The organism is Streptomyces sp. NPDC051322 (assembly GCF_040689485.1).
In the GTDB taxonomy this organism is placed as follows: domain Bacteria; phylum Actinomycetota; class Actinomycetes; order Streptomycetales; family Streptomycetaceae; genus Streptomyces.
This window is the reverse complement of record NZ_JBFBAK010000013.1, coordinates 13,916-27,477: the sequence shown is the minus strand read 5'-3', so window position 1 is coordinate 27,477 and position 13,562 is coordinate 13,916. Positions and strand designations below refer to the sequence as shown.

10 protein-coding genes are annotated in these 13,562 nt (G+C 71.4%); 5 read left to right on the top strand and 5 right to left on the bottom strand.

From position 1 onward, the window contains the following. The first annotated feature begins 9 nt into the window (after positions 1-9). A complete protein-coding gene (locus AB0436_RS26500; RefSeq protein WP_366470446.1) occupies positions 10-813 on the top strand; it encodes an IclR family transcriptional regulator in 804 nt (267 codons plus the stop codon). A gap of 36 nt (positions 814-849) precedes the next feature. Here the strand turns inward: AB0436_RS26500 and hutH are convergent, their stop codons facing one another. Together hutH and AB0436_RS26490 are read right to left on the bottom strand one after the other, a co-directional pair. Continuing rightward, positions 850-2,385 carry a histidine ammonia-lyase gene (gene hutH / locus AB0436_RS26495; RefSeq protein ID WP_366470445.1) on the bottom strand — a complete coding sequence of 512 codons (1,536 nt, stop codon included), beginning with the start codon at positions 2,383-2,385 and terminating at the stop codon, positions 850-852. Positions 2,386-2,500: 115 nt separating this feature from the next. Further along, positions 2,501-3,949, bottom strand: a complete 1,449-nt coding sequence (locus AB0436_RS26490; RefSeq protein ID WP_366470444.1) for an amino acid permease — start codon at positions 3,947-3,949, stop codon at positions 2,501-2,503. Between the two features lie 138 nt (positions 3,950-4,087). On the opposite strand from AB0436_RS26490, the gene AB0436_RS26485 reads away from it, so the two are divergent. Then, a complete protein-coding gene (locus tag AB0436_RS26485; protein ID WP_366470443.1) occupies positions 4,088-4,939 on the top strand; it encodes an IclR family transcriptional regulator in 852 nt (283 codons plus the stop codon). On the opposite strand, the gene hutC is transcribed toward AB0436_RS26485, so the two are convergent. Beyond that, positions 4,906-5,655: a histidine utilization repressor gene (gene hutC, locus AB0436_RS26480; protein WP_366470534.1), complete on the bottom strand. Its 750-nt coding sequence runs from the start codon at positions 5,653-5,655 to the stop codon at positions 4,906-4,908. The two genes, AB0436_RS26485 and hutC, sit on opposite strands and share 34 nt — an antisense overlap. A 177-nt stretch (positions 5,656-5,832) precedes the next feature. On the opposite strand from hutC, the gene hutU reads away from it, so the two are divergent. The 3 genes from hutU to AB0436_RS26465 are packed head-to-tail and all read left to right on the top strand — an operon-like array spanning position 5,833 to position 9,615. After that, on the top strand, positions 5,833-7,521 hold the full coding sequence (gene hutU, locus AB0436_RS26475; RefSeq protein ID WP_366470442.1) for a urocanate hydratase: 1,689 nt from the start codon (positions 5,833-5,835) through the stop codon (positions 7,519-7,521). Between the two features lie 11 nt (positions 7,522-7,532). After that, positions 7,533-8,600 carry a formimidoylglutamase gene (gene hutG / locus AB0436_RS26470; RefSeq protein ID WP_366470441.1) on the top strand — a complete coding sequence of 356 codons (1,068 nt, stop codon included), beginning with the start codon at positions 7,533-7,535 and terminating at the stop codon, positions 8,598-8,600. A 52-nt stretch (positions 8,601-8,652) separates the two neighbouring features. Continuing rightward, positions 8,653-9,615 carry an RNA polymerase subunit sigma-70 gene (locus tag AB0436_RS26465; protein ID WP_366470440.1) on the top strand — a complete coding sequence of 321 codons (963 nt, stop codon included), beginning with the start codon at positions 8,653-8,655 and terminating at the stop codon, positions 9,613-9,615. A 62-nt stretch (positions 9,616-9,677) separates the two neighbouring features. Here the strand turns inward: AB0436_RS26465 and AB0436_RS26460 are convergent, their stop codons facing one another. Both AB0436_RS26460 and AB0436_RS26455 read right to left on the bottom strand, forming a co-directional pair. Continuing rightward, a complete protein-coding gene (locus AB0436_RS26460; protein WP_366470439.1) occupies positions 9,678-10,085 on the bottom strand; it encodes an SgcJ/EcaC family oxidoreductase in 408 nt (135 codons plus the stop codon). 185 nt (positions 10,086-10,270) lie between these two features. Further along, a complete protein-coding gene (locus AB0436_RS26455) occupies positions 10,271-13,387 on the bottom strand; it encodes a discoidin domain-containing protein (RefSeq protein ID WP_366470533.1) in 3,117 nt (1,038 codons plus the stop codon). Between the last annotated feature and the right edge of the window lie 175 nt (positions 13,388-13,562).

Here is a 13,562-nt window from a genome sequence, read left to right as displayed (position 1 = left end):
CTCGCGGCCATGTCCACCGTGCCCGCCGCCGCCCAGGTCCTCGCGATCCTGCGGTACCTCTCGCATCAAGTCGGCCCGGTCCCGGCGGCCGCCATCAGCCGTGACGTCGGGCTGCCCCGGTCGACGACTTACCACTTGCTGGACACGCTGGTCCGGGAGGACTTCGTCGTCCATCTCCCGGAGGAACGCCGTTACGGCCTGGGTGTCAGCGCGTTCGAGCTCGCCTCGGGCTACAGCCGGCAGGCCCCGTTCGAGAGGCTGGCCAGGCTGCCGCTGGCGATGCTGGTCGACGGCACCGGGCACAACGCGCACCTGGCCGTGCTGCACGGGCGCGAGGTCATCTACGTCATCGAGGAACGAGCACCGGGACGTGCGCCGCTCGTCAGCGACGTCGGGGTCCGGTTGCCGGCCCATCTCACCGCCAGCGGCCGGGCCGTTCTGGCGCGGCTGTCCCGGGCGCAGGTGCGGGCGCTCTTCCCCGATCCCTCGGTGTTCGTCTCCCGCGACGAGCCGGGGCCGAGCTCGCTGTCCGGGCTCCACAACCTGCTCGTCGAGGTCCGCAGGCGCGGCTACGCGACGGAGGAGGGAGAGGTCACCCGCGGCTTCTCCTCCGTCGCCGCCGCCGTCCTCGACCACAGCGCCCACCCGATCGCGGGCGTCGCGGTCACCTTCCCCGGCGCGGAGGTGGGTCCGGAGCAGCGCGAGCGGATCGCGGGGCAGGTGGAACGGACCGCCCGCGAGCTGAGCCGTCGCATCGGCGGGGTGCTGGAGGCTCCTCGGGCTTCGGCGGAAGGGCCGGACCGGAGCGTATGAGCTCCGGGCCCGGCCCTTCGTGCACGGGCAGGTCGGTCAGCTGAGCCGGCCGACCGCCGACTCGGCGGCGGCCAGCGCGTTGCCGTCGGCGACATAGCGCACGGTCGCCTCGATCTCGGGGGCGAGCCAGCGGTCGGGGCCGGGACCCTCGACCGTCGCCCGCAGTCCGTCACGTACGGCGGCGGTGCCCGGCGCAGGCGTCAGCGGGGCGCGCAGGTCGAGGGCGCGGGCGGCCGTGTACAGCTCGACGGCGAGGACGCGGGTGAGCCCGTCGATGGCGCGGCGCAGCTTGCGAGCCGCGGACCAGCCCATCGACACGTGGTCCTCCTGCATGGCACTGGAGGGGATGGAGTCGACGGAGGCGGGAGCCGCCAGCCGCTTCAGCTCGGACACGATGGCCGCCTGCGTGTACTGCGCGATCATGTGGCCGGAGTCGACACCCGGGTCATCGGCGAGGAAGGGGTTGAGGCCGTGGTTGCGGGCCACGTCGAGGAAGCGGTCGGTGCGGCGCTCGGAGACCGAGGCCAGATCGGCGACGGATATGGCGAGGAAGTCGAGTACGCAGGCGACGGGCGCGCCGTGGAAGTTGCCGTTGGACTCCACCCGGCCGTCGAGGGTGACGATGGGGTTGTCGACCGCGCTGGCGAGTTCCCGGGCGGCTACCGTCTCGGCGTGCGCGAGGGTGTCGCGGGCAGCGCCGTGCACCTGCGGGGAGCAGCGCAGCGAGTACGCGTCCTGGACGCGGGTGCATTCCGGGCCGCGGTGGCTGGCGACGATGTCCGAACCGGCCAGCAGCGCGCGCAGGTTGGCGGCGCTGTCGGCCTGGCCCGGGTGGGGGCGCAGCGCCTGCAGGTCGGCGGCGAACACCGCGTCGGTGCCGAGCTGGCCCTCCACGCTCATCGCCGCGGTGATGTCGGCGGTGCGGAGCAGCTGCCGCAGGTCGTGGGAGGCCAGGACGAGCATGCCGAGCATGCCGTCGGTGCCGTTGATGAGGGCGAGGCCCTCCTTCTCCTGGAGGACGACCGGCGTGAGGCCCGCCTCGGCGAGCGCCTCACCGGACGGTTTGCGTACGCCCTGGGCGTCGCGCACCTCGCCCTCGCCCATCACGGCGAGTGCGCAGTGCGCGAGGGGTGCCAGGTCGCCGGAGCAACCGAGGGAGCCGTATTCGTGGACCACCGGCGTGATTCCCGCGTTGAGCAGGGCGGCGTAGGCCTCAGCGGTCTCGGTCCGTACGCCCGTACGGCCGGTGGCGAGGGTGGACAGGCGGAGCAGCACGAGCGCGCGGACGACCTCGCGTTCCACCTCCGGACCGGAGCCGGCGGCGTGCGACCGCACCAGGCTGCGCTGGAGCTGGGTGCGGAGTTCACCCGGGATGTGGCGGTTGGCGAGGGCGCCGAATCCGGTGGAGACGCCGTAATGGGGCACCACGTCGTCGGCGAGGCCCTCGATCACTTCGCGGCTGCGCGCGATCTCTTTGCGGGCTTCGGGGGAGAGTTCGACGCGGGCGTCGTGGCGGGCGACGGAGACGACTTCGTCGGCGGAGAGCGGGCCGATGCCTATAACAACAGTCATACCTCCATGAAGCCGCACGCCGGCGGCGGGAGGCGATACCCGGAAAGGCAGAAGTGTCTGGGATCCAAGACACGCGTCAGTGTCTCGGATCCCGGACAGGTGTCGTGCGCGGCGCCTACCCCCGCCGGACCGGAACGGTCATGGTGGTGGGCGTCTCCCCGGGCTCCTCCGCTGCGGGCGTCTCCGGACCACCCGCCCGCGACGCGGCGTCGCGTGGGCGGACGCACAGGGCGTACAGGCCCCAGAGCAGTGCCAGCCATACGGCACCCACGACGAGGGCGACCCTGGTCTCGCCGGAGAAGGCGAGGAGAACCATGACGCCGGCCATGAAGGCGATCGTGACGATCTGGGCGAGCGGCCACAGCGGTACCGGGTAGCGCAGGGCGGCCGCTTCCTCGGAGGACATGTTCCGCCGTGCGCTGACCTGGCTGAGCAGGATCATCAGCCATACCCAGACCGTGGCGAAGGTCGCGATGGAGGAGATGATGAGGAAGATCTTCGCAGGCATGAGGTAGTTCAGCAGGACACCGAGCAGCAGGGCCGCGATCATGATGACGACCGTCATCCACGGCACGCCCTTGCGGGAGAGCCGCCGCATGACGGCCGGGGCCTGATCACGCTGCGCCATGCCGTACATCATGCGTCCGGCGGCGAAGATGTCGCTGTTGATCGCGGACAGGGCGGCGACGATGACGACGACATTGAGCACGGTGGCCGCGGACTTCACGCCCAGTACGGCGAAGATCTGGACGAAGGGGCTGCCGGAGGAGTCGACGTTCTGCCACGGTTCGAGCGACATGATGACGGCAAGCGTCAGAACGTAGAAGAGCACGACCCGGATCGGGATGGAGTTGACCGCGCTCGGGATGGTCTTTTCCGGGTTCTCCGCCTCGCCCGCGGTGACGCCGATGATCTCGGTGCCGCCGAATGCGAACATCACCACGGCGAACGAGATGACGAATCCGTGGATTCCGTGCGGAAAGAATCCGCCGTTGCTCCAGAGGTTCGAGATTCCCGCGTGCGCTCCGCCGTGACTCAGGCCGAGGACCAGGATCGCGACACCGGCGACGATCATCGCGACGATGGCGGCTATTTTCGCCAGCGACAGCCAGAACTCCAGCTCGCCGAAGACCTTGACGCTGAGCAGGTTGAACCCGCCGATGACGAGGATGGCGGCCAGCAGCCAGATCCAGCGCGGCACGTCCGGGAACCAGAATCCCATGTAGAGACCGAGTGCGGTGATGTCCGCCAGACAGACGATGACCATCTCGAACGCGAAGGTCCAGCCGGTCATGAAACCGGCCAACGGCCCCAGATATTTTGTCGCGTATTCGCCGAACGAGCCCGCAGACGGCGAACTGACGGCCATCTCACCGAGTGAGCGCAATACCAGAAAGACGGCCGCGCCGCCGATCAGATAGGCCAGGAGGACAGCCGGTCCGGCGGCTCTGATGGATTCGGATGACCCGTAGAAGAGCCCGGTGCCGATCGCTGAGCCGAGTGCGATGAAACGTATGTGGCGCGAGCGGAGTCCTCTGCTCAGAGTCGCCGTTTCGGTTGCCAACTGTGCCCTCCCTTGGGACCAGTGGTGACGAGGGGTGCGGACGCCGGGTCCGGAGGTTCGGGGACCGATGAACTCCGCACGCCCCGGGAAGCACCCTGTATATTCCTGTATATACAGGCGTTGTCAAGAGGTGATCCAGTGAGTGAACAGGGCCCGACGTCGAGCACGTCGCCCGCGGTCGGGCGTGCGCTGGACATCCTGCTGCACCTCGCGGTCCGCCCGGGGCCGGTGAAGACAGCCGCGATCGCCCGCGACCTCGGTATCCCGCGGTCATCCGCCTACCACATACTCTCGGTCCTGGCCGAGCGGGGATTCGTCACCTACCTCCCGAAGGAGCAGGCCTACGGGCTGGGGGTCGCGGCCTTCGAGATCGGCTCCGCCTACCTGCGGCACGAACCCCTGGAGCGCCTGGCCCGCCCCATCCTGCACAACCTCGCAGGCCGGCTCGGCCGGACCGTGCACCTGGGCATCCTGCACGGCGCGGAAACGGTCTACCTGCTCAAGGAACGCCCGCCCGCAGGACGGTCCCACGACGCCGATGCCGTCCTCGTCACCGACATAGGCGTCCGGCTGCCCGCCTACCTGACGGCCAACGGCCGGGCCATCCTCGCGCACTCCGGCGAGGCACAACTGCGGGCTCTCTTTCCGCGGCCGGGCGACCTCATCACCCGTACGGGCAAGGGACCGCGCTCACTGGCGGAGCTGCTGGGCCTGCTCGCCCGGGATCGCGGGCGCGGCTGGTCGGAGGAGACCGAGCTGGTCTCCCCCGGATACCGGTCGATGGGTGTGGCGGCGTTCGACCACCACGGACGGCCCGTCGCGGCCCTCAGCAGCACCTGGCACACCCACCACTGCCCCCACGACCCCGGCCACCTGCGGGAGGTCCTGCAGCAGGGCGCGCACCGGCTGACCGCCGCTCTCCGCGGCCGCGCGCCCGAGCGGCCACCCGGCGGAGGTCACCTCGCGTCGAAGGCGCCCTCCAGCCGGTAGCGGGAGCCGGGGTGCAGCAGTCGCGCGGTACTCACGAGCGCGCCCCGGGACCAGGTGCGTCGCTGGATCAGCAGGCAGGGTTCGGAACGGGCGATGTCGAGGATGGCGCATTCCTCGGCCGAGGCGAGCACCGCCTCCACGACGTGTTCGCCCCGCTCGAGCGGGGCGACCGCGTTGAGGAAGGTGAACGGTGTCCGGTCGGTGAAGTCCTGCTCGAGGTAGTCATGAGCGAAGGCCGGGTTGACGTAACGGTCCTCGAGCTGGATCTGCACGCCGTTCTCGCTGTGTACGACTCGCGAGTGGAAGACCACCTCGCCCTCGGTGACACCGAGCTCGGCACTGACCTTCGGCCCCGCATGCTCCTCGCGTACCAACAGCACCCGGGTGTCGTGGCGGTGGCCCCGCCGCCGCACCTCTTCGGCGATGTTGTGCACCTCGACCAGGCCGGAACTGCCTTTGTCCAGCGCCACGAAACTGCCCACGCCCATGACCCGGCGGATCAGCCCCTGCGTCGCCAGCTCGCGCAGGGCACGGTTGACGGTCATCCGGGAGAGACCGAGCGACGCCACGAACTGGCTCTCCGACGGCAGCGCGTCGCCCTCCCGCCAGCGGCCACTGACGATCTGCTCGGACACCAGGTCCTTCACCCGCTGGTACGCCGGAGCAGCACTCGAAGCCCGCTCCTGGTAGAGACGGACCAGGTCCGCAGCCTCCACGGCCAAGCCGCTCACCCCACCCGTCGCCGTCTGTCGCGCATGCCCCGCCAGGAAATTCTATGCGGGCCCGATCCGGTTTCTCGGATCCGAGAAACCCGCAGCGCGCGGCTGGTCCTCATCCCGGCCGCCGCCTGTGATGGAAAGCGTACGCAGTTTCCCCCCGGCCAGGAGGCCCCCATGACCAGCGTTTCTCCGGGTTCCCGGACCATCCGGGCACCCCGCGGCACCGAACTGAACTGCCTGGGCTGGCAGCAGGAAGGCGCGCTGCGCATGCTCATGAACAACCTCGACCCCGAGGTCGCCGAGCACCCGGAGGACCTGGTCGTCTACGGCGGCACCGGCAAGGCCGCCCGCAACTGGCCCGCCTATGACGCCATCGTCCGCACCCTCAAGACGCTCGAGAACGACGAGACGCTGCTCGTCCAGTCCGGTAAGCCCGTCGGTGTCATGCGCACCAGCGAGTGGGCGCCGCGCGTGTTGCTCGCCAACTCCCATCTGGTCGGCGACTGGGCCAACTGGGAGGAGTTCCGGTCCCTGGAGGCACGCGGACTGATCATGTACGGCCAGATGACGGCCGGTTCATGGATCTACATCGGCAGCCAGGGCATCCTGCAGGGCACTTACGAGACCTTCGGCGCCATCGCCCGCAAGAAGTTCGACGGCACCCTGGCCGGGACCATCACCCTCACGGCGGGGCTCGGCGGCATGGGAGGCGCCCAGCCGTTGGCCGTGACGATGAACGACGGTGTCGCGATCTGCGTCGACTGCGACCCCACCCGTATCGAGCGCCGCATCGCCCACCGCTACCTCGATGTCGCCGCCGACGACCTCGACCACGCGCTCCGGCTCGCCGTCGAGGCCCGCGACGCCCGTACCCCGCTCTCCATCGGCCTGGCCGGCAACGCCGCCGAGGTCTTCCCGGAACTCTTGCGGCGCAAGGCGCCCATCGACATCGTCACCGACCAGACCTCTGCCCACGACCCGTTGTCCTATCTGCCCGTCGGCGTGAGCGTGCAGGAGTGGCACGAGCAGGCGGCCAAGGACCCCGCCGCCTTCACCGAACGGTCCCGTGCCTCGATGGCCGAACACGTGGCAGCCATGGTCGGATTCCTCGACGCCGGCGCCGAGGTCTTCGACTACGGCAACTCCATCCGCGACGAGGCCCGCAAAGCCGGCTACCAGCGGGCGTTCGACTTCCCCGGCTTCGTCCCCGCCTACATCCGGCCCCTGTTCGAGGAGGGGATGGGCCCGTTCCGCTGGGCCGCGTTGTCCGGTGACCCCAAGGACATCGAGGCCACCGACAAGGCCATCATGGAACTCTTCCCGGAGAACGAGCACCTGCACCGCTGGCTGAAGATGGCCGACGAGCGGGTCGCCTTCGAGGGCCTGCCCGCCCGCATCTGCTGGCTGGGCTACGGCGAACGGCACCGCGCCGGCCTGCGCTTCAACGAGATGGTCGCCTCCGGTGAACTGTCCGCCCCGGTCGCCATCGGCCGCGACCACCTCGACTCGGGCTCCGTGGCGTCGCCCTACCGCGAAACCGAGTCCATGCTCGACGGCTCCGACGCCATCGCCGACTGGCCGCTGCTCAACGCCCTGGTCAACACCTCCTCCGGCGCCTCCTGGGTGTCTCTGCACCATGGCGGCGGCGTCGGCATGGGCCGTTCCCTGCACGCCGGCCAGGTGTGCATCGCGGACGGCACCGAACTCGCGGCGCAGAAGCTCGCCCGCGTGCTGACCAACGACCCGGGGATGGGCGTCATCCGCCACGTGGACGCCGGCTACGAGCATGCCGGCGACGTCGCACGCGAGCGCGGTGTTCGCGTGCCCATGGCCGAGACCGACACCGACTCCGACACCAAGTGAGGACGGAAACCGTGACAGTCCCCGTGGACCTGCCACCCGAACCGTGGACGGGCCGCGACGACGGGCCCGGTACGGACAACCTGCGCTGGCATCACATCGTGGGCATGGGCACCGCGCAGACCCAGGAGCAGACCCAGGAGTGGGACGCCGCCTTCGTGGGTTTCCGCAGCGACGAAGGGGTCCGGCGCAACAAGGGCCGACCGGGCGCGGCAGCCGGGCCGGCCGCCCTGCGCGCCGCCCTGGCCCCGATGGCGCTCCCCCAGCCGCTGCAGGCACTGGACGCCGGTGACATCACCGTCGGCGACGGCGACCTGGAAGCCGGGCAGCAACGCCTGGCCCGCGCGGTCACCCTGCTCCTCGACCGACGGCGCGGCCGCCCCGTGGTGGTCCTGGGCGGCGGCCACGAGGTCGCCTACGGCAGCTATCTCGGACTGGCCGACAGTCGGGCCGTACTCGACGGCGCCCGCCTCGGAGTGCTGAACCTGGACGCCCACTTCGACCTGCGCGACGACGACCGGCCGAGCTCCGGCACTCCGTTCCTGCAGATGGCGCGCGGTGAGGAGCAGCACGGACGACGACTGAACTACGCAGTGCTCGGGGTGAGTCAGCCCAGCAACACCCAGCGGCTGTTCCACACCGCCGAGAAGCTCGGCGTGCGCTATCTCCGCGACACCGAGTGCGGAGCGCTCTGCGTCGCCGGCGTCGATCTCTTCGTCGACGCATTCCTGGCCGGCTGCGACATCGTTCACCTCAGCATTGATCTCGACGTGCTGCCGGCCGCCGCGGCGCCGGGGGTGAGCGCACCCGCCGCCTACGGCGTCCCCATGGAGATCATCGAGTACGTGTGCGCCCGGGTCGCCGCGAGCGGGAAGCTGGCGCTGTGCGATGTCGCCGAGCTCAACCCGGACCTCGACGCCGACCACCGCACGGCCCGTGCCGGGGCACGCCTGGTGCACCGCATCGTGACCTCCCCCGTGACCGGAGAGACCCCGGCCGGAGAGGCCCTGGCCGGGCAGACCCTGGCCGGAGCTGCTCAGCGCGCGTTCCCGGCAGCAGAACGGCTGCAACCGGACCCGTGAGGGGGCTACGGTAGGGGCCGGCTGAGCAGACCGGAAGGGCGGCAGCACGGGGATGACGTCGACGGGGGACTTCGAGGCCTCGGTGCAGCGGCACCGGCCGGAGCTGCTGGCGCACTGCTACCGGATGCTCGGCTCGGTCCACGACGCCGAGGAACTCGTGCAGGAGATGTATCTGCGGGCGTGGCGCGCGCGGGACCGTTACGACCCGTCGCGTGCTTCCCTGCGGACCTGGTTGTACCGGATCGCCACGAATGCGTGTCTGACCGCGCTGGACGGCCGCGCCCGCCGCCCGATGCCCTCCGGTCTGGTCACCGAGAGCGAACCGCTGGGCTCGCTCGTCCACGGCGGGGAGGCAACCTGGTTGCAGCCGCTCCCGGACAGCCTGCTCGGCGCAGGCGACCCGGCCACCGCGGCGATCGACTGGGGCAGCCTGCGGCTGGCCTTCGTCGCAGCGCTGCAACTGCTGTCACCGAGAGAGCGCGCCGTCCTGATCCTGCGCGACGTGCTCGACTACCCGGCGGCGGGGGCAGCGGACATCCTGGAGACCTCGGTCGCGTCCGTGAACAGCTCGCTGCAGCGGGCTCGTGCCCGGATCCGGGCCGCGGGCATGCCGGAGGAGCAGGTCACTGAGCCTTCCGACGCGGAGCAGCGGTCGTGGGTGGACCGGTACATGGCGGCCTTCGTCCGCGCGGACATCCCAGGACTGCTGCACATCGTGACCGAGGACGTCCTCATGGAGATGCCGCCCATGGTCAACTGGTTCACCGGCCGGGAGAACTACGCCGCATTCATGGGCTGGGTGTTCGACAAGGCCGGCACCGCCTGGCGGTTGCTGCCGGTACGGGCCAACGGGCAGGCCGGCTTCGCCGCCTATCGGCGCGGGGACGGCGGCGTGTTCGAGCTGCACACCCTGCAGGTGTTCACGGTCACGGGCGGCGGCATCAGCCGGGTCTCGGTCTTCCAGGACCCTGACGTATTCGCCGCCTTTCCCCTGGCGCAGAAGCTCGACGGCTGATCCGCCGCCGGCGCGGGCCCGCCCGAACAGGTGCGGGCGGACCCGGCAGGACCGGCTGCGGATCAACTGGCGGGCTTCGCCGGGCTGTTGTGGTAGCCGGCGACCAGCCAGGCACCGTCGGTCTTCTCCAACACCCACGTCGCGTACGTGACCCGGTCGGCGGGCACCTCGGACTCGCCGGGGAAGAGGATGCCGGTCTCGCTCACGACGATCGCGCCGTCACGTCCCAGGAACCGGATCCCCAGCTGTCGGTCGGTCGTCGTGGTGCCCTTCAGGAAGGAGGCGAACCCGGCCGCCATGCTCTGCCGGATCTCCTCGCGGGAGGCGCGCAGCGAGCCGGGCAGGATCGCGGTGGCCTCCTGCGTGTAGTCGGCGACGAAGGCGTCGGCGTCGCCGGCGTCCCACGCCTGGTAGACGCCCTGGAGGACGGCGGTGATCGCCGACCTGTCCTTCGCGCGGTTATCGGACATCGTTCTCTCCCGTCATTGCACTCGGCCGGGCCCGAAGAGGGCCCGTCAGTACATACCGGCGTGCCTCTCGGAACTCATCGCGCGCATCTCAGGAACTTTCTCTCCGGAGCGGGCGGAGAGGCAGGGCCCGGGGGGACGGGACAGTCACGACGCGAGTCAACCTCTGCGCGGGTAGCGGGGCGTCATCAAGCGGTCACCGCCAGGGACACCAGCCGCGCACCGTGCGGGGCATCGTCCGCGACCGCGAGGGCGACGTACCGGGCCTGCCCCGACAACCGCAGCGACGCGGTCGTGCTGCGGCCGGGGAGCGCCCCGGCCTGCCGGTACGTCAGCCCGTCGGTGCTCGTCTCGATCCGGGCGGCGGGCGTCCGGCCGCCGGTCCAGCGCGCGGTGACCCTGCCGAGCGGCACGACCGCACCCAGATCGACGACCATCCGGCCGCCCGGCCCCGGCGTCCACGCGGTGTGCGGGTCTCCGTCCACCGCGGCGGCGGGGTCCGACATGCCGGCCGGCAACGGCGACGTCGGGAAGGTGACCCGCTCCAGCGCCAGGTCGTCCAGCGGATAGGGCGCCGTGCCCGGCAGCGTGACCGTGCGGGCGCGCCCCGACCGCAGCGTGACCCGGACCGTGCGACCGCCCGGGGCGGCGACCTCGACCCGGCAGGACGGGCCGCGCAGCACGACGGTCGCCGCGTCGCGGACCTCGGCGCTCAGCCCCACCGGCAGTCGGCCGTCCCGCCCTCGCAGGACCGCGCGCGCCGGGGCCACCACCGCGGCAGCCGGGCCGAGCGCGGCCCGGAACACCGTGCCCTGCGCGGTCACCGTCTGGCCGCCCGCGTACAGGGTGACGGCGCGGGTGTCCTGCGCCACCGCGACCTCGGTGGCCACCGCCGCGCCCGAGAGGTTGAACAGGCTCAGGTGGCCGCCGGCGGTGGAGGCCCGCACGGCCTCGTGGCCGGCCTCGGGCGCCGGGCGCGCCGCCGCGGCGCGGACCGCCCCCGGAGAGCCGTCGGGCAGGCCCTCGACGAGCAGCGGCGCCGCCGGCCCGTCCGAGAGGATCACCGTGTCGCCGTACACGGCCAGGGGGCTGGTGCCGCCCCGGACGACGAACCCGGCCCGGCCGTCCACACTGATCCACCCGCCGTCGCTGCTGAGATCGGCCGGCGGGTAGGCGACCAGATCGGTCCAGGACGAACCGTCGGCGGAGCCCTGCACGGTGTACGCCTCGCCGGCCGCCGTCTCCCAGCTCAGCGAGACCCGGTCCATCGCGGCGGGCCCGGTCAGGTCCACCTCCAACCAGCTGTCGGCGCGGGTGCGCTGGGCGACCGAGACCGCCCAGCGGGAGGCCGGGTCGCCGTCCACGGCGAGCGCCGCGCCCTTCCCGGTGTCCGCGGAGGACGAGGACGCGGTGCCGCCCCGGGCCAGATCGGCGCCCGTGGCACCGTCGCGCACCTCGAACGCATAGAGCGAGTAGCCGTACTTGGGGTGACCGCGCCGGCCCAGCATGCGCAGGTACCGGTACGTACCGCGGGGAAAAGTCAGGCGGTCGGTGCGCGGACCGGCCGTCGGGTGCCCGGCGTTGCCGCTGTCGGCGGCCGCGACGGTGGCCACGCCCTCCGCAGAGGTGTACGTACGGCTGCCGTCGAGCCCGGCGATCCCCGGCATGGTCAGGTTGAAGACCTCGATCCGGCCCTCGCCGGCCGCCGTGCCGGTCGTGGCGTAGACGACCTCGCCGCCCGGCAGCGTCGTGAAGCCCGCGTACCCGCTGTCCAGGGCGAGCAGCACCGCGCCGGCGTCCAGGCCGTCCCGCAGCTCGGTGTACGTGGCGACGGAGCGGCCGACGACGTTGCCCGACGTGGTGGGCAGGAACATCGGAGTACTGCCGCTGAGTGAGAACAGCCAGTCGTCGTGCGCCGGTTGCCAGCCGAACTTCACGAAGCCCGGCTTGGTGACCGCGCCCGCCCAGGCCCGCGGCGTCTGGTGGGCGACCAGCCCCGGCCCGGTGCCGAAGTCGGTGACACCGGCGGCCCGGCGGAAGAGCTCCTCCGCGGTGAGCGCGGTGACCCGTCTGCCCTGCGCCGCCCGCCACTCGTGCAGCAGGTAGCTGATGGCCAGTTCGGCACGCGCCTCGGGTTCGTACTTGGGCTCGCCGGAGAACTTGGTGATCCGGTCGGCCGGCGCGTATGCCTGGTAGGCCGGCAGGCGCTTCGCAAGGGCGGCCTCGGCGTAGGCGGCGGCCCGGTCGCCCAGCACCTGGGCGAGGAACGCGACAGGAATGACGTCGCGGCCGTAGAGATGCTCGCGGTCGTTGACCATCGGCATCAGCGGCTCGCCGGAGTCACTCATCACCGCCAGCGTGGATGCCCAGAGGCGGTCCGCGTTCGGCTGGGCGGTGAGGACCTCGGGCAGCGGCCGGCCGGCGGTCAGGAAGTGGACCGCGTTGCGGCCGGACGTGCGCCACAGCTCGCACTGGTAGTGCGGCCCGAACGAGCCGTGGTTCTCCACGATGAAGGTGTCGTAGAGGTTCTGCGCGGTGTTGTCGCTGACCGGGACACCGTCCACGACCGCCGCATTGGCCCGGTCCGCGGCTGGCAGACCGGTCTCGTTGCGGCTCCACCTGCCGTACCAGGAGTTCCAGGACGCATTCCGGGAGTCGTCCGCGGCCCAGGCCAGCGCGGGCGCCAGCGACTGGGCGTAGACGCCCATCTCCTCCAGCTTGGTGTCGCCGACGTGGTTGCCGCGCAGTCCGTCGGGCGTCCAGCTCCCGGACAGCGGGTCGTTGCCCGATCCCAACGAAGTGGTGTAGGCAGCCTGTTCGCGCACGATGGTGTCGATGTGTGCACGCGTCGCGGCGTCCAACTGGTCCCACAGCAGGCGGGCGGCGAGCACGAAGTAGAGCTGGAAAGTGGTGTCGAAGAACAGGGTCTTGCCCCACTCGGTGCCGCCGGTCAGACGGTTGGAAGCGGCGAAGTGGGTGAGGGTGGCCAGGGTGCGGGAACGCAGCGTGTCCTCGTCGATCCCGGCGATGTCGGCGTCGTAGCCGCCCCGGGTCAGCAGCAGGGCGTGCCCGAGGACGACGGCGAAGCCGAAGTCGCCGGCCTTGTAGTGCCCGGCGGCCGCGTCCCACTGAGTTTCGGTCCACCGGGTGTGGCGCAGCAGAACCTGGTGGTAGGCGGCGGCGACGGGGTCCGGTGGGGTGCTGGACGGGACGATGCCCAGGGGTGCCTCGCCCGCCCGGGCCGCGGCCCGGGCGGGCGAGGCGGTCGCGAGCGTCACCGGACCGGCGACCAGAGCAGCCGCCATTCCAGCGAATTGGGCGAAACGACGGCGGCTCAGCGGGGTTGTGCGGTCCTGCACGGCTGGCTCCAACCTCGGGGGTCGGGCGCCGACACCCACTAGACAACGTTGTCAGACGCCGGTCATTCTTCGCACCCCCCTCGCCGCCGTCAACCCCTGCGGACACCGGTGCCCGTTCGAG

Bases quoted from the DNA above. Each gene is read 5' to 3' on its own strand.
- AB0436_RS26500 (WP_366470446.1), top strand. From the start codon at position 10: ATGTCCACCGTGCCCGCCGCCGCCCAGGTCCTCGCGATCCTGCGGTAC.
- hutH (WP_366470445.1), bottom strand. From the start codon at position 2,385: ATGACTGTTGTTATAGGCATCGGCCCGCTCTCCGCCGACGAAGTCGTC.
- hutU (WP_366470442.1), top strand. From the start codon at position 5,833: ATGACCAGCGTTTCTCCGGGTTCCCGGACCATCCGGGCACCCCGCGGC.
- AB0436_RS26465 (WP_366470440.1), top strand. From the start codon at position 8,653: ATGACGTCGACGGGGGACTTCGAGGCCTCGGTGCAGCGGCACCGGCCG.
- AB0436_RS26460 (WP_366470439.1), bottom strand. From the start codon at position 10,085: ATGTCCGATAACCGCGCGAAGGACAGGTCGGCGATCACCGCCGTCCTC.
- AB0436_RS26455 (WP_366470533.1), bottom strand. From the start codon at position 13,387: ATGGCGGCTGCTCTGGTCGCCGGTCCGGTGACGCTCGCGACCGCCTCG.